General features: G+C 46.4%; 18 protein-coding genes and 1 pseudogene. 6 read left to right on the top strand and 13 right to left on the bottom strand.

Annotated features, from left to right (window positions below):
- Window positions 1–506 precede the first annotated feature (506 nt).
- On the bottom strand, window positions 507–902 hold the full coding sequence (locus tag RM811_RS19715) for a PIN domain-containing protein (protein ID WP_402527574.1): 396 nt from the start codon (window positions 900–902) through the stop codon (window positions 507–509).
- The gene (locus RM811_RS19710; protein ID WP_402527573.1) at window positions 886–1164 is read right to left on the bottom strand and encodes an AbrB/MazE/SpoVT family DNA-binding domain-containing protein; all 279 of its coding nucleotides are present in this window, start codon (window positions 1162–1164) and stop codon (window positions 886–888) included. The genes RM811_RS19715 and RM811_RS19710 overlap by 17 nt, the downstream gene beginning before the upstream one ends.
- A gap of 271 nt (window positions 1165–1435) precedes the next feature.
- Between RM811_RS19710 and RM811_RS19705 the strand changes: the two genes are divergently transcribed.
- Window positions 1436–1582, top strand: a complete 147-nt coding sequence (locus tag RM811_RS19705) for a hypothetical protein (RefSeq protein ID WP_402527572.1) — start codon at window positions 1436–1438, stop codon at window positions 1580–1582.
- A 93-nt stretch (window positions 1583–1675) separates the two neighbouring features.
- Here RM811_RS19705 and RM811_RS19700 read toward each other — a convergent pair whose 3' ends face one another.
- The 3 genes from RM811_RS19700 to RM811_RS19690 form a co-directional block, all read right to left on the bottom strand.
- Window positions 1676–3283: a PTS transporter subunit EIIC gene (locus RM811_RS19700; protein WP_402527571.1), complete on the bottom strand. Its 1608-nt coding sequence runs from the start codon at window positions 3281–3283 to the stop codon at window positions 1676–1678.
- A gap of 27 nt (window positions 3284–3310) precedes the next feature.
- Window positions 3311–3988: an N-acetylmannosamine-6-phosphate 2-epimerase gene (locus tag RM811_RS19695; RefSeq protein ID WP_402527570.1), complete on the bottom strand. Its 678-nt coding sequence runs from the start codon at window positions 3986–3988 to the stop codon at window positions 3311–3313.
- Between the two features lie 483 nt (window positions 3989–4471).
- The gene (locus RM811_RS19690) at window positions 4472–4759 is read right to left on the bottom strand and encodes an addiction module antidote protein (RefSeq protein WP_402527569.1); all 288 of its coding nucleotides are present in this window, start codon (window positions 4757–4759) and stop codon (window positions 4472–4474) included.
- A gap of 197 nt (window positions 4760–4956) precedes the next feature.
- Between RM811_RS19690 and RM811_RS19685 the strand changes: the two genes are divergently transcribed.
- A complete protein-coding gene (locus tag RM811_RS19685; RefSeq protein ID WP_402527568.1) occupies window positions 4957–5274 on the top strand; it encodes a type II toxin-antitoxin system Phd/YefM family antitoxin in 318 nt (105 codons plus the stop codon).
- 2 nt (window positions 5275–5276) lie between these two features.
- Window positions 5277–5618 (top strand): type II toxin-antitoxin system RelE/ParE family toxin, encoded by a 342-nt coding sequence (locus RM811_RS19680; protein WP_402527566.1) that lies wholly within the window; start codon window positions 5277–5279, stop codon window positions 5616–5618.
- Window positions 5619–5860: 242 nt separating this feature from the next.
- Here the strand turns inward: RM811_RS19680 and RM811_RS19675 are convergent, their stop codons facing one another.
- From RM811_RS19675 to RM811_RS19660, 4 genes are read right to left on the bottom strand one after another with little or no spacing between them, the layout of a single operon-like run.
- Entirely contained in the window at window positions 5861–7564 is a 1704-nt protein-coding gene (locus RM811_RS19675; RefSeq protein ID WP_402527565.1) for a polysaccharide biosynthesis/export family protein, read from the bottom strand.
- Between the two features lie 3 nt (window positions 7565–7567).
- Window positions 7568–8854 carry a hypothetical protein gene (locus RM811_RS19670; protein ID WP_402527564.1) on the bottom strand — a complete coding sequence of 429 codons (1287 nt, stop codon included), beginning with the start codon at window positions 8852–8854 and terminating at the stop codon, window positions 7568–7570.
- A 50-nt stretch (window positions 8855–8904) separates the two neighbouring features.
- The gene (locus RM811_RS19665) at window positions 8905–9558 is read right to left on the bottom strand and encodes an ABC transporter ATP-binding protein (protein ID WP_402527563.1); all 654 of its coding nucleotides are present in this window, start codon (window positions 9556–9558) and stop codon (window positions 8905–8907) included.
- Window positions 9555–10334, bottom strand: coding sequence for an ABC transporter permease (locus RM811_RS19660; RefSeq protein WP_402527562.1), 780 nt, complete (start codon window positions 10332–10334; stop codon window positions 9555–9557). Before RM811_RS19660 ends, RM811_RS19665 begins: the two co-directional genes overlap by 4 nt.
- A 433-nt stretch (window positions 10335–10767) precedes the next feature.
- On the opposite strand from RM811_RS19660, the gene RM811_RS19655 reads away from it, so the two are divergent.
- On the top strand, window positions 10768–11175 hold the full coding sequence (locus RM811_RS19655; protein ID WP_402527561.1) for a hypothetical protein: 408 nt from the start codon (window positions 10768–10770) through the stop codon (window positions 11173–11175).
- 186 nt (window positions 11176–11361) lie between these two features.
- On the opposite strand, the pseudogene RM811_RS19650 reads toward RM811_RS19655, so the two are convergent.
- Window positions 11362–12054: pseudogene (locus RM811_RS19650) on the bottom strand (uracil-xanthine permease family protein); the annotation flags it as partial.
- Window positions 12055–12131: 77 nt separating this feature from the next.
- Entirely contained in the window at window positions 12132–12758 is a 627-nt protein-coding gene (gene upp, locus RM811_RS19645) for a uracil phosphoribosyltransferase (protein WP_402527560.1), read from the bottom strand.
- 55 nt (window positions 12759–12813) lie between these two features.
- On the opposite strand from upp, the gene RM811_RS19640 reads away from it, so the two are divergent.
- Together RM811_RS19640 and RM811_RS19635 are read left to right on the top strand one after the other, a co-directional pair.
- Window positions 12814–13002 (top strand): hypothetical protein, encoded by a 189-nt coding sequence (locus RM811_RS19640; RefSeq protein WP_402527558.1) that lies wholly within the window; start codon window positions 12814–12816, stop codon window positions 13000–13002.
- A gap of 148 nt (window positions 13003–13150) precedes the next feature.
- Window positions 13151–13708 (top strand): hypoxanthine-guanine phosphoribosyltransferase, encoded by a 558-nt coding sequence (locus RM811_RS19635; RefSeq protein ID WP_402527556.1) that lies wholly within the window; start codon window positions 13151–13153, stop codon window positions 13706–13708.
- Window positions 13709–13805: 97 nt separating this feature from the next.
- Here the strand turns inward: RM811_RS19635 and RM811_RS19630 are convergent, their stop codons facing one another.
- Together RM811_RS19630 and RM811_RS19625 are read right to left on the bottom strand one after the other, a co-directional pair.
- A complete protein-coding gene (locus tag RM811_RS19630; RefSeq protein ID WP_402527555.1) occupies window positions 13806–16127 on the bottom strand; it encodes a hypothetical protein in 2322 nt (773 codons plus the stop codon).
- 258 nt (window positions 16128–16385) lie between these two features.
- The gene (locus RM811_RS19625) at window positions 16386–17687 is read right to left on the bottom strand and encodes a hypothetical protein (RefSeq protein ID WP_402527554.1); all 1302 of its coding nucleotides are present in this window, start codon (window positions 17685–17687) and stop codon (window positions 16386–16388) included.
- Window positions 17688–17933: the final 246 nt, after the last annotated feature.

The following is a 17933-nucleotide window of genomic DNA, read 5'->3' as shown; positions in this document are numbered from 1 at the left end:
TTTTCACCAGCCTGCAAAATCAAAGGCCAGGGTGAATGTTTTGGGGTTTGTGATTAAATTGTCAGCTCGCAATGTACGGCAAAAGCGGGAAGAGGTAAGGATGGGGAAATACTGAAATTAGTACAGAACACCGAAGTTAATCAGGTTAGTTCTTTCATAGGAACGAGAACCTGTCTCTTGTTTTCTCACGCTTTCTGGATTCTTCAGGAAAAGCGCATCAGGCATGCAGTAAATAGAGGGGGAATGCTTTCTTGGCTGGAGTGGTTTTAATACGTTTCAGGATAAGTTTTCAATCCGCTAAACCGGGAAGTTATTGAGAAATGTCCTGATCACCGCAGAAGAGACTTTTCACCACAGAGGCACAGAGGACACAGAGTTTTTTTCTCTTTTAAAAGAAACCTCTGTGTCCTCTGTGCCTTTTATGCCTTTAGGCCCTGTGGGTCCCGGGTACTGTGGTGAACAAAACAGGGAAATTATTAACGGACATTTCTAAAACCACCTGACCATCAATGATCCGGTTGAATCAGGCTAAAGGCTGCCAGCCTTGATGCTTTTCGGTCAAAGGTCCAGGTGACTTTACACTGACGACTTCTGTTATGGTGTCCTATCATCGCATCCGCAAAGTCATAGCCTCTTTCAAAGTCGCCCAAGGCATCCAGCACCGCTTGCCGGTAATCGGTAACAAAGCACTGCTGGTACATCAATGCTTTTAGTATTTCACATTGCCGCATTCGCTTAACCTGGTAGAAGTGGCTCAGTACCCAAACGGTTTCCACCAGTACGATGGGAGAGAGATAAATCTTTGGCGTTTCAGTCAGGAGCAATAAGGCCTGCTGGTATTGTTGCGGATCATCTTTGACCAGAAAACGAACAAGTACATTTGTATCAATCCCTTCCATCATCAGATGCCTCGTCCTGACTCCAACCTCTGGTCGCCCCTTTGCGAATAGCCGCCTCCATATCATCAAGGGATGCCTGACGACCACCAACATCGTCGGCAAGGCAGCCGGCCAGGCTGGTAATATCCTGTTTCATGGGTACCAGGGTAATCACACCGTCTTTTTCCACAAAAAGTACCTTATCACCCGGTTGCAGCTGAAACTTTTCCCGTAAGCCACTGGGTATGGTTACCTGTCCCTTGGTGGTGATAGAGCTGCTGGACATGATGGGTCTCCTGAACAAAGGTATTACTCAACGTAATACCTGGCAACCGGTCTGTCAAAGAGCAGTCTTTGCCAATAGGAAATGATCCGGGTGTACTTACTCAAGCAGAGGAACAAGGGAAGTACAGGTATTCCCACGGAGCCCTGAGGAAACGAGGATAAATAAAGTTTTTTGATGGTATTAAATATTTAGTTTCAGGCAGCAAAAATGAGCCATATTTAGTTTTTTTTGGGACTATTTAGTTTTTACCCTGACACAGGAGACTCTGTTTATGCCAATTTCACTTGGCTATGAATGGTTAAGAGAAACGTACCACCTGCGGGTTATTCCCCATCATATGCGCTCTTATACCGGCGGACTGCTGGGCACCAGGGCCAGCCAGGTACAGCGGCATAATATTCTTGAAGTGCTGCCATAGGGCAAAATATAAACCGCCTGTCCACCATACTCAAATGGAGGGCCTGAAATCTATGCAGATTACAAGCCCTCAAACCGGTTGCTTTCAGAATATTCAGAAGCCGTAAGCGACCCTTATCTTATTCTTATAGGTTTCAGCCTGAGTCCCGTAAATTATCTGAATTCCCTTACCACCGCGAATGACTCCTTTAGCATCGAGTGCTTTCCATTCATCATCAGAAGCAACCAGTGACTCATCTTTAACCGTTACTCGCAGGCGAGTGATGCAGGCATCAATGGTTTCAATATTGTCAGCGCCGCCCAGGGCAATAACAATCTCATCAATTAATGCATTTTTCCCGCCTTGCAGATCCTTTTTGGTGTAGAGCTTGTTTTCAGCCCCCAAACGACCAGGCGTTGCAAAGTTAAATTTCTGAATCAAGAAACGGAAAATCACGTAGTAGGCCAGAGCATAGACTGGGCCCAATATCAGAATCCACTGGTAAGACGTTTTGGCGGTTCCCTGCAGCAGGCCAAAGAAAGTGAAGTCAATCAATCCTCGGGAGAAGGTTACACCTACCGCTACATCCAGGGCATGGAGAAGCGCATAAGAAACACCTTCCAGCAGCGCATGGATGACGTAGAGTGCTGGCGCTACAAACAGGAAGGTGAATTCAATCGGCTCTGTGATGCCGGTCAGGAACGAGGTCAGTGCAGCAGAGAATAACAGCGCTTTAATTTTTGGCTTGTTGACGGCATCTGCGCAGTGATACATCGCCAGGGCAGCAGCAGGTAAACCAAACATCATTGGCAGATAGCCACCGGTAAAGGTTTTAGTCGCTTCAGAACTGAAGTGGGTAACGGTTGGATCGGCTAACTGGGCAAAGAAAATTTTCTGACCACCAGAAACTAACTGACCAGCGACTTCCATGCTGCCGCCCAGTTCAGTAAACCAGAACAGTGGATAAACCGCATGGTGCAGGCCAAACACATTCAGCATGCGCATAGTGGAGCCATAGAAGAACGTACCAATGTAGCCCATTGATGAGAACTCAGCGCCTATCGCGACTATAGCGTTGAAAACAGGTGGCCAGATGAACGGAAAAATAAAACCAACCGGAATGAAGTACAGCATGGACATAACCGGGACCAGACGGCTTCCGCTGAAGAACGCCAAATAGTCAGGTAATGTTTTACCGGAATAGCGGTTGGTGACAAAAGCAGCAACAAAACCACAGATAATGCCGCCAAACACACCGGTCTGCAGGGTAAATATACCCAGTTCACGAGCATACAGTGCAGCGTAACCAGGCGCTTTAGTTGCCGACACGCCCTGTTCAATCAAGGCTGCAACCGTCGTATTGTCAGCAGTTAGCCCCTGGAAGCCAAGTACCGTACCGATGACCGTATGGAAAAGCAGGAAACCAATTAAAGCGGAAAGCGCTGCTGTCTCCTTGTTTTTATTTGCCAGACCAATAGCAACGCCCAGAGCAAATAAAACAGGTAAGTTAGCGAAAACAAACAGGCCTGAATTGAAGCAAAGTACCAGCAGCTGATTCAGCATTGTCCCTGGTGCCAGCATGGTCAGGTTGTAGGTTTCGATAAGGACCGGACTGGTAAAAGCACCGCCTACCCCCAGCAAAATACCCGCCATTGGCAGCACGGCTATTGGCAGCATGAATGCTCTGCCAACTCTCTGCAGTATAGAAAAAATTCCATTCATAATTTTTACCTGGTGATGGCCAACTGATTATTTAGTCTGGTTGATGGCGTCAGAGAACCACTGACAGATATACTCAACCCGGGTAATGGCTGAGCCGACAGTGACGCAGTAAGCGCCTGCTTTGATGGCCTGTCCAGCGAGTTCAGGAGAATTAAATCGCCCTTCAGCAACCACTTTCAGCCCCTGGGCATGAAGGTCAGAAATTAGCGCAAAATCAGGGTCCTCAGGAGTAGCACCGCTGGTATAGCCCGACAAGGTGGTACCAATCAGATCAAAGCCCATCTGTGCTGCCTGAACACCTTCTTCAAAGCTGGAAATATCAGCCATAGCTATGCAGCCTGCTTTGTGTATTTCCTGAAGCAGTCGTTCTACGGGTACCGGCCTTTCTCTGAAGGTTGCATCGCAAGCAATTATTTTAGCTCCGGCTTCAGCCAGAGACCGGACATCTTCAAGAAAAGGAGTGATGCGTACTTCAGAGTCTTCCAGGTCTCGTTTGATAATACCCACTATTGGTATATCAACAATATTTGCCACCAGTCGTATATTTTCAACACCCTGAATCCTGAGCGCACCGGCACCACCAGCCGCCGATGCCTTTGCCATTGCGGTAATGATTTCCGGGGTATCCATCGGTCCGTGCTCTACAGGCTGGCATGATGCTATCAACCTGTTTTCTATTTGCCTGATCACATCATTTTCGACCACAGTAATATTTAACCTTTAGCTATCAAGTGTGGGCATCATCATACATTCATGGAGATTTATTTTATAGAAGTTTAGCTCAATAAAGTATATCTTCATCAAAGACAAGACATAGTTACCTTATTTTTGAGAGTCATATTCCTGATTAAACTGACAACGATCTGGGCGCAGGTCGGTTTCAGAACGAAGCCGACTCGTGGCCAAACCCTCATGCAACAATCAAGATTTGCAGGAAAAACAGAGACTGGGAAAGCAGCTTTATCATTGCTGGAATCCATGGCTACCGACACTGAAAAATACTGCATCACCTGGATTGGCTGTTTTTGAATATCTTCGGATTGTCACCCACCTAAAGATCATTAAACCGGTACCTCTCACTACTTGGAAATCGGTCTGCCAAAGTGTAGTTTGCCACATCAACAATTTCGATAACCACCATGGGAACGAGGACATTGAGGCAGGGCATTCCCACACGAAATCTGATGATTAATGCTGCGCATTCATTGTCAGCCTGACACCCAGCGCCTGAAGGATTTTAAACACAGTTTCAAAACGGGGTTTAGCGCCCGGTGCCAGGGCTTTGTAAAGGCTTTCCCGACCCAGCCCGGATTGCTGTGCGATAGCCTGCATGCCGGTGGCCCTGGCAACATCAGCAATAGCGGCCATTAATAAGGCCTGATCACCTTCTTCCATGGCAGCGTTGAGGTATTCGGCAATGCTTTCTTCATCGCTCAGGTAATCGGATACATCGAATTTCTGTAGTTTGTCACTCATGTTATAGCTCCAGCTCTTTAAGCAGCTTTCTTGCTTTTTCAATATCCCTTTTCTGGCTGGATTTATCACCTCCGTTGATCAGGACACATAAGAGCGATGACTTTAACACCGTCCCGGAAAGGAGGTTTGAGGATTGCGGCAAATCAGCTAGACTATATAAAGTCTTAATTAAGTCCTGCCCGTATAAGGAAACCTCTATGAAACTTTCACAGCAAGTCAAGCCCATCAGCTACCTGAAAGCAAACGCGGCCGAGGTACTTAACCAGCTGCAGAAAAGCCGGGAGCCACTGGTGATCACCCAGAATGGTGAAGCCAAAGCCGTTATTCAGGATATCCACAGTTACGAAACATTGCAGGAAGATATCGCCCTGTTAAAACTGCTGGCACTGGGCAAACGTCAGTTAGCCGACCACAGCACGGTCACTGCAGAAAGTGTACTGGCCGACATCGACCAACTCCTGATGGATGATAACAGTGAAGATGAAGATGAAGCGCAAAACAGTGCAGGAGAATAACCATGACAAAGGTTATTCTCACTCAGGATGCCCGACAGGACATAGTGGACATTATCGCCTACACCAGGGACTACTTTGGCAAACCCCAGGCACTTAAATTAAGACAGACTTTCAACAGCGCCCTGCAAAGTCTCAGAGAACAGCCCTTCAAAGGCGCATGGGTTCCCGAACTGGCCCAGTTTGGGAACACCGAATACCGGCAGTTGGTAAGGAAGCCTTTTCGTATTATTTACCTGACCACTGAAACAGCAAAAGAAAACGGCATCACTGTTGCCATATTGCTTTGCGCCGATGGGCGAAGAAATTTCAGCACATTGCTGCAAAATCGGCTGTTCAGGAGTTGAGATACAGTAAGATACAGGACATCCATTAATTTAAATTTCTCCACATGATAAATATGGGTAATTTTATGAATGTCCTTTCCTGTGCTTTTCCTGTGCTTTTTCCTGTGATTTTTTACCGATTTATTCACCACAGAGGCACAGAGAACACAGAGTTTTTTCTCTTTTAAAAGAAACCTCTGTGTCCTCTGTGCCTTTTATGCCCTCAGGTACTGTGGTGAACCTTTCTACTTTTCAACCCTGAATTACAGCGTCAATACAACCGCCGCACTCATGGCCACCTGATAAACCACTTGCATGATATCGCTGGTGTACTGCATGGTTTTGTCGTCAATTTGCGGCATCACCAGAACTTCGTCACCCGGCTTTATATCGTATTTTGCCAGCTTGCCACTGGTAAACCAGCCATCGCTGTATTCGATGCGGGTGATGGTGCCGTCGGTATGCAATACCAGTACCCGGGATTGATCCGCTTTCTGGGAGTAGCCACCGGCACTGTCGATATAGGCGGCAATGGTCTTACCGTCGCTGAACACCATGGCGTTGGGGAACATCACTTCACCATGCACTTGTACCAGCACGGTTTTGTTAGGAATCACGATGCGATCCTGGTCTTTCAGCATCACCTCCATGCGAGCGCTACTTTGTCCCAAGAGTACCTGACCCCGGGGTTGCACCAGCCGGGCACGCTGGACAAATTGCAAAATGGCTTGTGAATCGGATTTTCGCAGTTGCGCCTCGCCGACGCTTTTACTGCGGGCTGAGAGTGCCGACTGCTCCAGCTGTTGCAACGAAACCTCAAGCATGGCTTTTTGTCGTACGGCCACCTCTTCCCGGAACAGCTGCATGGCCGCAAGATTGGAACGGGGCGTGACCTGGATTCGGGTCATCAGTTCTTTGATGGTACTGCCATAGGGCAAAATATAAACCGCCTGACCGCCGTGCTCACCTTCCACAGTGACACTGATGGTGCCGGGCATTTTATCAGCCACTACAGAGACTTCATCGCCGTTTTGCAGGGTGATGTTGTGGGCCTGGGTGATGGATAAGTACTCCACAGTCCGTTTCGCGGTTTGGTTTCGAGCAATGCGCACATGGGTAGCCGAGGGCATGGGACCCACCATATCCAATGCCTGATCAAGAGCGATGCGACTGCCGGAGAACTCCACCTGCACCGGGTTTTCTACCAGACCGGTAAACATAGCGGTACTTTGGCGAGCATTCACTACCAGTGTGTCACCGTCGTGCAATTGCAGCTGGGTAATATTCCCCGTCAGCAGAAATTCATAGAGGTTGAACTTCGCCCGGGTTTTACCATTGCGCTTGAGTTCAACATTAAGATAACTGCCCGACTCTGAACGTATACCACCCGCCTTGGCCAGAAAGGCCAGCACCGAGTCAGCAGCAAAACCACCATAAAGCCCCGGCGACTGCACAAAACCGGTAACAAACAGTTTCACCGGCTCAGCGGCATTGAGGCTGGCGTAAAGGTTGACGTTGTTCTGGTAGACACTGCGCACCTTTTTTTCGATGACGGTGTTCAGGTCTTTATTGGCCACCCCCTGTAACTGCACAGGACCCACCTGGGGGATAAACACATTGCCCTGGGCATCGATGCTTAAATCCACAGAGACTTCATAAGCACCCCACATTTGCAGGGTGATTTTGTCGCCAATAGCCAGGCGGTAGTCCGGGTTAAACCCTTTGAATTCCGTCTGACGGAAACCGCTGAACAGGTTCTGACCAAACACCGGGTGCCTGGACACCGTGGCCACCAATTCAGGCCCGGTAGTGGTGGCACTCTCCGCAGGCATCGCCACTTGAGCGGATGCCTGAGCAGAAAAAAGCGTTGGCAGTAACAGTGTGGCCGCCAGCAGCAAAGAGCCCGCTCGCTGTTTCGTCCACTGTTGAAAGGTTTGCAGCGTTTGTAACATAGCGTTGTTTGACATGGATTAGTCCTGATGTTCCCTAACAGTGGCGCGGATCATGCGCACCAGCGCAAAAATCATCAGCAGCATTAATAAAATATTGGTCAGGTTGTAGCCCACGTTGGGATACCTGGCATCTTCTGCCAGTTGTGGACTACTGACGACCACCAGTTGTTTGATTTTGCGACTGGCCTCGGTGCGGGCTTTTTCCAGTGCTATCAGGGTGGCCGAGTAAGCCTGGGTCGCCAGATTAATGTCCAGCTGCAGTTCTGCCTGTTTGGCCACCAGATCACTCAGGCCGTTGCCATCGCTACTGGCCAGACGTAACTTTTCTTTGGTTAGCTGGGTTTCAAGGGCATTGATTCGCTGCTTCAGCGTAACGATTTTGGATGAGTTGCCATTCAGATAAGACGACAGGGTTTGCAACTCTGTTTGGCTGCGCACCAGTTCGCCCTGAAGCTCATTAAGAATTCCGCTCAGGGCGGCTCCCTGGTCGGTGGCACTTAACAAACCATTGGCACTTTGAAAGGCCAGTAATTCCGCCGTTATTGCTTTCAATCGCTGCTCGGCCAGCACCACTTCTTTCTGCACAAACGCTTGTTGCTCATTGGCCAGGGCGTGGCTGATTTCGTTAACAAAGGCCTCACTGCGCCCTAGAATCTGTTGTGCCAGCTGTTGTGTATAGTCCGGTGTGAAGCCCTGAACCTCCAGATTCAACATGCCGTTCTCTGAATTGAACTGCACCATCAGGTGCTCACGGTAATACGCCAGAAAATCCTCATAGCTGGCCTCCGGACCAAGACTTGAAAGCCAGTCGGGCTGCTCAATATAATGCTGTCGCAGGTTCAGCTGCTGTTCCAGGTAGTTGAGCATATCCGGCGACTGGATAAAGGTTTCCAGAATTCGTTGATCATTACCGGTTTGTGGGGTAATGCCCAACAAACTGAAACCGGCTGCAGACTGACCTCCATCGTTTTTCTCCACCATAAAGCTGGCCTCGGAGACAAACCGGTCTGAGGCAAAGCCAACGAAATAGACGGCACACGCCAGCCAGGGCATTAATACCATCAGGGCAAACCAGCGCCCTGCCTGTCGTTGAAGTAAGTGTTTGCGGGCCAGCTTAAACCATGGGTGTTGCTGTATTTTTTCTGTTAGAAGAACCGGTTTAGGCTTATTTAAAGGTTCCTTACGAAACTCCAGGGCATGAATATTCGTCCGCCCCTCTTTTTTTTCTGGGTTTTCTGTAATGTTATCAGGCTCCCGTCCGGAAGATGACGGTGACGCCGCTGTCGCATGCTGGTGTTGTGTCATAGAAAATTACTGCTTAATTCAACAAATTCGTTTTTTTAATAGAAAGTCCATTACATGGCGTTATAAGCGGCAATGGCGTCATCAATGCGTTCATGGACGTGTATTTTGCCATCTTTGATAAAGATGCCCATATCACACTGCCGCTTCAGTTCGTTCAGGTTGTGTGAGACAAACAGGAAGTTGGCCCGGTTTTTTTTGTCTTCAAACACCTGTTGGCATTTTTCCTTAAAGCGTTTGTCACCCACGGCTGTCAGCTCATCGATCAGGTAATAGTCAAAGTCAAAGGCCATGCTGACGGCAAAGGAAAACTTTGATTTCATCCCGGAAGAATAACTTTTCAGCGGCATTTCAAAAAAGTCGCCGATCTCGGAAAACGCCTTGATATAGTCCAGCCGCTCTTTAAACTCACTTTTGCCCTTACCGTAGATCCGGCAGATAAACTCAGCATTCTCACGCCCCGTCATGCTGCCCTGATAACCGGACAAACCCAGTGGCCAGGAGACATTCCCCTTGATGCTGATCTTGCCACGGTTGGGAAAATCCACCCCCGCCAGCAGGTTCATCAGGGTGGATTTACCGCTGCCATTGGCACCAAACACGCCAATATTTTTATCCCCCGGCAACGTCAACGTTACATCCTTCAGGATGTAATGACGGCCTTTCGGGGTTGGAAAATATTTGGTGACATTATGAAACTCAATCATCGGGTCAGCATTCTCCGCCAGTTGGCTCGCACCATCAATAGTCCCAGCGTCATAGCCACCAGAGTGCAAAATGCCAGGTACTCCATGCTCACCAGTGAAATATTGTAATGGGGTGAAAAACAGGAACGGAACAGCTCAAAGGCGTGCAATAACGGGTTCCACAACAGCATCGGATGCAGTGATGGCGGCATATCATTAATACTGAAAAAAGCCCCGGAGATAAAAAACAATGGCCGTAAAATAACCGGAATAAACTTACCCGGTTCTGGATATAGCGTGTTGAACACGCCAAACACCATACTCACGCCAAACGAAAACAGGCTGAGCAGTGCGAACACCAGCAGAAACTTCAGGGAGTTAACGACGACGACCGGATAGCCCAGCCACCAGGCACCCAACAACAGACTAACCAAAACAAGAAACGCGATAACCGCTTCCAATAGAAAGCGGGACAGAAAGGCGTCAAACAGCCTGACCTGCCGATAGATCAGCAAATTGCGGTTAGCCCCAACCGCCGCCATTGACTGGCTAATCACCTTTTTAAAATAAAAGAAGGGAGCCAGCCCGGTGGCCAGAAACACCGGCAACACCAGCCCGCCCATGGTACTGATACCACGGAAATAGTAGAGCCCCATAAACACCAGCATCTGCATCAGTGGCTCCAGCAGTGCCCAGACAATCCCCAGACGATACTGACCAAACCGGGTTTTCAACTCCCGGATCAGCAAAGCGTGGAGAACGGCTTTCTGGATCTGCCAGGCGGTTCGTTGTTGCATGGTCATTGCGGAATTATTAAGCCCCCTGATGGTAAAAATGAACTCGCCGATGCTTGCGGCGGATTGCAATATTTGTAAATGAGGGCACTTTATATCAGGAAAGGTTCAAAAAAAATCCGTAGATAGAAGGAAATATGGTGTTTTATGCTTAAAACTGTTCAACCATCTCAGCTCCGACCGGTGGTTCTACCACATATGATGCTATCAGCGATCAATAAGGCATCTGCCAAAGCGGCACAATATGTTCCAGCGGTGAAATACAGTGCTCTGCTTTACCCTCTTTATTGGTCAACAGGTTTTATACCGGCTTATCCACTGAAATTGTGGATAAGATAGTTATATTCAAGAGGGAGTATTCAGATAGGGTGGGGATTTTGGGCTACCTTGGGGTGTATGCGGAGTATCAGGGCGGAATCTGAAAGCAGAGTTATTTATGAGTAATTATATGTGGATGCCTACCACCAAAAAGGCATCAAGACCCAAAGTCTCGGCAGAGACCAAGGCACTCCTCAAGAGAGAAGCCAACAAGTGGATTGAGGAATGTTTGAAACCAAAGCGCATCCAGCCCCCTCCTGAGGACCACGATTTCAATTATCTGGTGGATATTTTTACCAAGTGGCATGGCAGCTTTTTTTATTTCTGTGGCACGTATCATTGCCCAAGCCCGAGGGCCATCAGTCCATCCTTTGAGCAGAAGTTTGCCAGGATGAACTACACCGGCAATTACATGTACACTCTCGCCTATATGCGCCATACCGGCCAGTGGATCGAGATATTCCATGACCTGGATGCGCCGGCGTGTTTTGAGATGATTGCCAACGAGCCTTATTTTCTTCCATAACGGTTATCTTCAAGGCAAAGACAAAGAAGAAGTCAAAGAAAAAGCAACTCAAGCTTAAAAAGCCGTTAACCCCGGAACAAAAGCGCATAAAAAAGAAGCCAAGGCCGAACGGCAGAAGAAGTATCAGTGGATATTTATCAATGGCAAGCAGCATATTAAGCTGGGAGACAATTATATTGTTTGTGCATGCTCAATCGCCGGAGCAATCGCCACAGGAATCATATAAAGCACAGCATTCCAGTTGAATTCCGGAGTGGTGAAATTCGGAATCGCAAACCAGGGGCGGTCAATCAGTGGCTGAAAATCCACAACGCCCATCATCAGGGCTGCGACATAACCCGTACCAACACCACAGATAATGGGTATCAACCGGAGGATACCACCCGCCATGGTAGCAACCACCAATGTGACCAGTAATGAAAGGGCGGCCAGAAACAGCGCCTGGTCTGCTGAGATCAACCCTTCAACGGCCGATGTCGCCATCCCCACCGCAGTGGATGCCAAACTAAGGCCGATAACCATAATCACCGGGCCAACCACCACCGGGGGGAATAACCGGTACAGAATACCCGAACCCCGTAATCGCACCAGAATACTCAGCCCCGCATAAAGCAGGCCAGCCGCCATAATTCCGCCCATAGTGGCAGCGATACCCCAAGACTGAATACTAAAAGTAATCGGTGCGATAAACGCAAACGAAGACGCCAGAAAAACAGGTACCTGCCGGCGGGTAACCAACTGGAAGATCAGAGTACCAATACCGGCGGTGAAAAACGCCACATTGGCGTCCAGTCCGGTCAACAAAGGAACCAGAACAAGAGCACCAAAGGCAACAAACAGCATCTGCCCCCCCATCAGCGCCTGTCGCCAGAGCGACATCTTTTCATGGAGAGATGAATGTAGGGTTTCCCCCGGGTCAGCTGCATGCTTCATTTTTGGATATCCTTAACCGTTATTTATTGTGTACCAAAAATCTTGTCACCGGCGTCACCCAGGCCCGGAATGATATAGCCATGTTCATTCAGCCCCTGGTCAACAGACGCCGTGAAAATCTTAACATCCGGATGAGCAGTGCGAATCTTCTCAATACCTTCAGGCGCTGCCACCAGAACCAGACAGCGAATCTCCTTACAACCCGCATTCTTGAGCATATCAATGGCTGCCAGCATGGAGCCACCGGTGGCCAGCATCGGATCCAGAATCAGGGCGATACGCTCATCAATGTTACTGACCAGCTTTTCAAAGTAAGGCACTGGCTCCAGGGTTTCTTCATCACGATAGAGACCAACTACACTGACCTTGGCATTAGGGATCATATCCAGAACGCCATTCATCATACCAATACCCGCACGCAGAATAGGTACAATGGTAATTTTTTTACCCTTGATCTGCTGAACCGTCACCTGGCCATTCCAGCCTTCAATCACCGTATCTTCAAGTTCAAGGTCTTTGGTCGCTTCATAGGTCAGCAAGCTGCCTACCTCACTGGCCAGCGTTCTGAATCCCTTGGTGCTGATATCGTGGGAACGCATCAGTCCCAGTTTGTGTTGTACCAGCGGATGCTTGATTTCCTGTACGCTCATGCATGACCTCAACAATCTGATTAGAGAAAAATGGAGAATTAAACAAAGAAAGTGAATGACTGAGATAAAAACACTTTTTATGGGCTATGGCATTGAGGCAGAACTCATTAAGAAAACCATCATTCAAAAGCTTTCAATTATCGCTTTTACTGAAAATGGTATAGTACGTCCAAGGTGGGATTCATCGCTATACCGCTCGGGCTCACATCCCTTCATCAAAGATGCGAACCTCATCAATCAGTAACCACAGCTAAACTTTTTTATTGTCCCACAGGATACCTGACCCGCCCATAGGTTTTTACACCCATAAAGACCGTGTAGTTTTCACTTGCCCATTGGGGATAACAACGGTATTTTTTCCTGCTTAATTAAACGATCAGGGTTTGCATAACATGTCTGTTGATCTCGACCATATCCGGCAAGTGATGGAAGAAGCCGACTGCCTCTATAACGAGCAGCAGATTGAAAACGCCATCGCCACCATGGGGCACAACATTACCGGGAAGCTGGCTGACAGCAACCCCCTGGTGTTCTGCGTAATGAATGGCGGCCTGGTGATTACCGGCAAACTGCTGACTCGCATGCAGTTCCCACTGGAAGCCTCCTATGTGCATGCAACCCGTTACCGGGATCAGCTGACCGGTGGCCGCCTGGAGTGGAAGGTTCGCCCAAGCCAAGACATCAAAGGCCGCACCGTTCTGATTATCGACGACATTCTGGATGAAGGTCACACCCTGGAGGCCATTGTTGACTTCTGCAAAGAAGAAGGAGCAGCCAGCGTTCTGACCGCTGTTCTGGTGGATAAAAAACATGACCGTAAAGCCCGTCCGGACCTGAAGGCGGACTTTACCGGCCTGGAAATCGAAGACCGCTATATCTTTGGTTATGGTCTGGATTATCAGGGCTACTGGCGTAATGCCAATGGTATTTATGCTCTGAAAGGCCACTGAAAACCTACCGTTTTTTCCAGGCATAAAAAAAAGCCTCCGTTGCGGAGGCTTTTATGCTGGTCGGGTTAGCAACCAGGTTTCCAAGACAGTCAATTGCTCAGTCTTTTTTCAGCTTCTTCCTAAATGCATTAGCCCTCCGCCTAATAATATTTTTGACCGGTTTCTGTTCAGCTGGAATAGTCAGATCTTCTCCATTTGAGCCAAGTAACTCTTCATCCTCATCCCTCGCTTCATTCTTACGCTGGATGTCCTGCTTAGTTTTGTCTACCAAGTCTTCGAAGAGATTATCATTAAGTCCAGCTTTTTCTGAAGTATCTTTTGGCTCAGCACTCTTCACGGGGTTCAGCCTGTTCAATGCCGCCCCTACCCGCTTCTTTTTGGACTTTTTAGTTTGATCAACCCTAACATCCGCGTCACTGCTTAAATCAATCAGCGGTTGTTCTTGCTTTAGCTTCTCAAACTCAGACATCTGCTGAGGAGATAGTTCAATCTTAGAATCATCTACCTTTTTCCTGGCTTTTGGCCTGGAACGAGCTTTTGGCATTTCAATAGCTTTAATTTTATCTGTGATTCGTTGAAGTTGAGTCCTCGACTTTTTAGTTTGACCAACCTTACCCAACTTATTCAAAGAAAGATCCCACTCTGTCATCGCTTCATCTACCTCCTCCTTTGATGCCTCCGGAATCGCTTCCACAGCCATTTCAACCTTATCAAGAGCCTCATCAAACGGAGCTTTTTCTGATGCGGTTTTTTGTGTATTCTTCTCATGATTCAGCTTCTTAAATGCACTGACTGCTTCCATTACAGCACGTCTAAGCTTTACTTTTACTCCGTTTTTCGACGTTCCAGAAACAAGCACATGACCCTCATGCTTATCCAGAGCATCCTGCTCTGATTCTACGGTAATAGGCAACTCATCACTTTCAAGTAATGGCGATAACTCTTCCTCTGTGGTCGATACTATAACCTTACTGCCGCTTTCCTCACTTGATGACTCATAAGTCTTGCGCTGATCAGCCTCACCACTAACAAAAGCACTGAATTCTTTATACCGAGTCTCTCCATCTTCATGAGCAACTTTGGTCTCTTTCTTAATTTGACCATCAATCTCCTTCTCAAGGGCTTTTTTCTCATTAGCATGCTGCGTTACAAACCTCTGTTTCTCACCATCAAGCTTTTGAAGCTCTTTCGTCTTTCTTGCTATTATGCTCTGAGCCACTTTAAGACTGCCCTTGAGCGCTACCAGATCTTTTTTCTTTACGGCTATACCCACTCTGATATCTTCAGCTTCCACTTTCTTGGCAGCAAGTTGCGTCTCATTGAAAACTGGCTTAACTTCATCGACCACCAATTCCCTATCAACCTCAACTTTGGATAGACTTTTATCAAGACGTTGCAAACGAGTTGTGGCTATCTGAACTTGTTCCTTCAGCTCTACAATTCCCTTAGCCATGGAAGAAGATCTTTCCCTGAGGCCATCAAGCTCACTGGTACTTTCTACAACTCTAGACTCGATAACCGCAACGTTCTCCTCTTGATCTTTTGAAAGCTGAGTACCCCTCTCCATCAGGTCAGACGCAGCCTTGGATTTAACTGTTTCTTTATCTTCCTTAACCCAATCGTTTTTATAACCTTTGTAAAGAGCCTTCATATCCTTTTCAAGAGCCTTTATCTCTTTTTTAAGACCTTCTCTCTCGCTCTTGTATTGCGTAAGGGTTTGCCTGTCTCTCAATAACCCTTTAAAGCCATTACTCTCTCTGAATATTGTACCCAACTCCTGAACAGCTTCCCTTCTTGAAGCATTGTCTTTAGCTGTTACCTGTACATATTGTAGCTCTTTTCCCCCTTCAGCTGGCGGCATTACAACAACCAGACCTTTTGGCAGAGACTTACCTTTCAGACTCTTCTCAGCTGCATTCATTGTTGATTCATAAATAGTTTCAAACTCAAAACTATTACTCTTAAGCGTTTTCATATTGACTTTGAGCTGCTGAAGCAGATTAATCTTCTGATTAAAACTATCAATCCTGTCAGCCAATTTCTCTCTGGCTCCTTCATGTTTAACCTTGGAGAGTAATTCTTTTTCCCGCTCGGGTGAAATCTGAGACCAGTTCTGCTGCTTTATTGCTCGCTTTGCCTGACCAGCAATTTTATGCTCCACTGACTTTTTAACTCTAGAGTTCTTCAGGCTCTTGATCTTTTTTACTGCCGTCTTAGCGAGTTTAACAATCCTGGTTTTTATAGGAATATCTTTAGTGATGTGATCAACTGTAATACCATTGATCTCACCTTCTTTAATAAGTTTCACCTCAACAGTAATACCGTTAAGAACACCTTTATGCTCAGCAGCGATATCCGTCTGCACTTCATGACTGGCTTGTTGAGGCTGAACACCCCCTGTACGATTCATTGAGTCCATTTATATTACTCCTTCCACTCCATGGTTAAGATTACTTTTAATTCTAGCCACCAAATCTTCCAAAAAACCAAAAACTTTAAAGCACATGAAAAAAAAACAAAAGCTCATGCAACTGATTGATACATATAAAAAAACAGACTCGTCAAAATTCAGTCAAATCATTTAAAAACCAAAAAAACAAAATAAGTGAAATAAAAAAGCCCCTTAAAAGGAGCCTTTTTATAGGAAAATTAATTAGTTAGAACCAAACCTCTAAATTTACTTTTTATCACTTTTTGTTTTCTTACCTTTAAGCGCTTTAGCAACATCTTTATTATCATCTTTAGCCATATCATAACGACCCTCTTCTTCAAGCTTATTCCATTCATGATCAACTCTGGCTGAATCTTTCAGAAGTTGCTTCTCTTCTTTCCCCTCCTTAAACGCATCATCTCGACCTTTACGAAAATCATTCATGGCATTATCCAGCGCATCTTTCGTCTTTTTCTTTATTTTTATTTTTTCACCAAGATTACTTACGCTATTACGATTGTTTTGTAAATCATCATCAATAGAGGCTCGTTCAGTCTCAATAGAACTACTATCAACTGTTACCCCCTTTGGAGTAAGGCGCGATGCAAGAGCCCCTATATTTTTCTTATTCCAATTTCCCAATTTGGCAGCCAATCCTCCCCTGACCTTACTGCGAGCTTTACTTCTATCACTTCGCAGTTCTTGAAGTGCTTTCTCAACCTCATGCTTCTGTTTCTTAATACCATATTTCAAATCTCCGTAGCCACTTTTAATCTTTTCAGATTCACTTCCGGCATCCTTCAACTCTGAATTCTTTACAGCCTTCAAACCATCTCTAATGTCTTTATGCTGTTGCCTGGCATCAGTTTTCAGATCAGCAGCTGTTTGTTTTCCACTATCCCTTAAACTCTCTTTAATCTCAGCTCGTTCTTGAGTAATATCCTTAATTCGAGTCAAATTCTCAGTATATTCAGAAAACTGCGGACTACTTTTGAAGCTATCAACTGCGACTTTCATACTTCCAAGATTGACTGTTTTATTATTATGTTTAAATTCCATTGCCTTTAGCTGACCATCATTTCCTTGCATTAAAACCGATTTACCTTTCTTAACATCTTTTTCAGAACACTTTCCATTTGTAACAATCTCAACCATTTTCATAAAGTTTTTATCTTTTTCCAGTTCTTTCACTTTACTCTCTAAACCTTGCTTTTCTCCCTTCAGATTTGTAAGTTTTTTTACTCCATTATCATGAGCATCAATAGCCTTGGACACCTTAGCTTTCGTATCTGCATTCGAAATATTATTAAGAACTCCTGCTTTGGCGCCATCGCCAATGGGTGCCCAGTTATTATTCAAGGCATTAGCAATCCGTGTTTTAAGTGAAATATGTTTCACCGTGCCCGGCTCTGTGAGTCCGGGGGTTGACTGAACTTCTGCTTTACGTACAGATTCGTGTGTATGGGATTTACCCACTTCAGAAGCACTATCAGTCTGAGTTTGTACAGATTGAAATTGTTGAGCATTCCCGCCCTGGACGCCATCCATAGCAACTTCTCCAAAAAAGTCCTTTAATCTTGTTTAAATTAAGTCTAGACGTCCCTTCAATATCAAGTCAGGTAATAAACCAGCCATTTTTCTTATGCAGAAACAGACATAACCTTCTGTTTATTATATATATAGTTAATGTCAAAAAAATATCAGACTATTTACCAGCCAGAAAAATAAAGAGTTGTGAACCACCTGTCAGCCACTGTAAATTCACTCAAAACAACTTCTTATATGCTTTTTTTG

It is taken from the genome of Endozoicomonas sp. (genome assembly GCF_031844845.1).
In the GTDB taxonomy this organism is placed as follows: domain Bacteria; phylum Pseudomonadota; class Gammaproteobacteria; order Pseudomonadales; family Endozoicomonadaceae; genus Endozoicomonas.
The sequence above is the reverse complement of the archived record's forward strand: the minus strand, read 5'-3'. Positions and strand labels throughout refer to the sequence as shown.

Excerpts from the sequence above, each read along its gene's own strand:
- RM811_RS19700 (WP_402527571.1), bottom strand. The coding sequence starts at position 3,283 with ATGAATGGAATTTTTTCTATACTGCAGAGAGTTGGCAGAGCATTCATG.
- RM811_RS19630 (WP_402527555.1), bottom strand. The coding sequence starts at position 16,127 with ATGGACTCAATGAATCGTACAGGGGGTGTTCAGCCTCAACAAGCCAGT.
- RM811_RS19635 (WP_402527556.1), top strand. The coding sequence starts at position 13,151 with ATGTCTGTTGATCTCGACCATATCCGGCAAGTGATGGAAGAAGCCGAC.
- RM811_RS19665 (WP_402527563.1), bottom strand. The coding sequence starts at position 9,558 with ATGATTGAGTTTCATAATGTCACCAAATATTTTCCAACCCCGAAAGGC.
- upp (WP_402527560.1), bottom strand. The coding sequence starts at position 12,758 with ATGAGCGTACAGGAAATCAAGCATCCGCTGGTACAACACAAACTGGGA.
- RM811_RS19675 (WP_402527565.1), bottom strand. The coding sequence starts at position 7,564 with ATGTCAAACAACGCTATGTTACAAACGCTGCAAACCTTTCAACAGTGG.
- RM811_RS19625 (WP_402527554.1), bottom strand. The coding sequence starts at position 17,687 with ATGGATGGCGTCCAGGGCGGGAATGCTCAACAATTTCAATCTGTACAA.
- RM811_RS19710 (WP_402527573.1), bottom strand. The coding sequence starts at position 1,164 with ATGTCCAGCAGCTCTATCACCACCAAGGGACAGGTAACCATACCCAGT.
- RM811_RS19690 (WP_402527569.1), bottom strand. The coding sequence starts at position 4,759 with ATGAGTGACAAACTACAGAAATTCGATGTATCCGATTACCTGAGCGAT.
- RM811_RS19640 (WP_402527558.1), top strand. The coding sequence starts at position 12,814 with ATGACTGAGATAAAAACACTTTTTATGGGCTATGGCATTGAGGCAGAA.
- RM811_RS19715 (WP_402527574.1), bottom strand. The coding sequence starts at position 902 with ATGATGGAAGGGATTGATACAAATGTACTTGTTCGTTTTCTGGTCAAA.
- RM811_RS19680 (WP_402527566.1), top strand. The coding sequence starts at position 5,277 with ATGACAAAGGTTATTCTCACTCAGGATGCCCGACAGGACATAGTGGAC.
- RM811_RS19660 (WP_402527562.1), bottom strand. The coding sequence starts at position 10,334 with ATGCAACAACGAACCGCCTGGCAGATCCAGAAAGCCGTTCTCCACGCT.
- RM811_RS19705 (WP_402527572.1), top strand. The coding sequence starts at position 1,436 with ATGCCAATTTCACTTGGCTATGAATGGTTAAGAGAAACGTACCACCTG.
- RM811_RS19655 (WP_402527561.1), top strand. The coding sequence starts at position 10,768 with ATGAGTAATTATATGTGGATGCCTACCACCAAAAAGGCATCAAGACCC.
- RM811_RS19685 (WP_402527568.1), top strand. The coding sequence starts at position 4,957 with ATGAAACTTTCACAGCAAGTCAAGCCCATCAGCTACCTGAAAGCAAAC.
- RM811_RS19670 (WP_402527564.1), bottom strand. The coding sequence starts at position 8,854 with ATGACACAACACCAGCATGCGACAGCGGCGTCACCGTCATCTTCCGGA.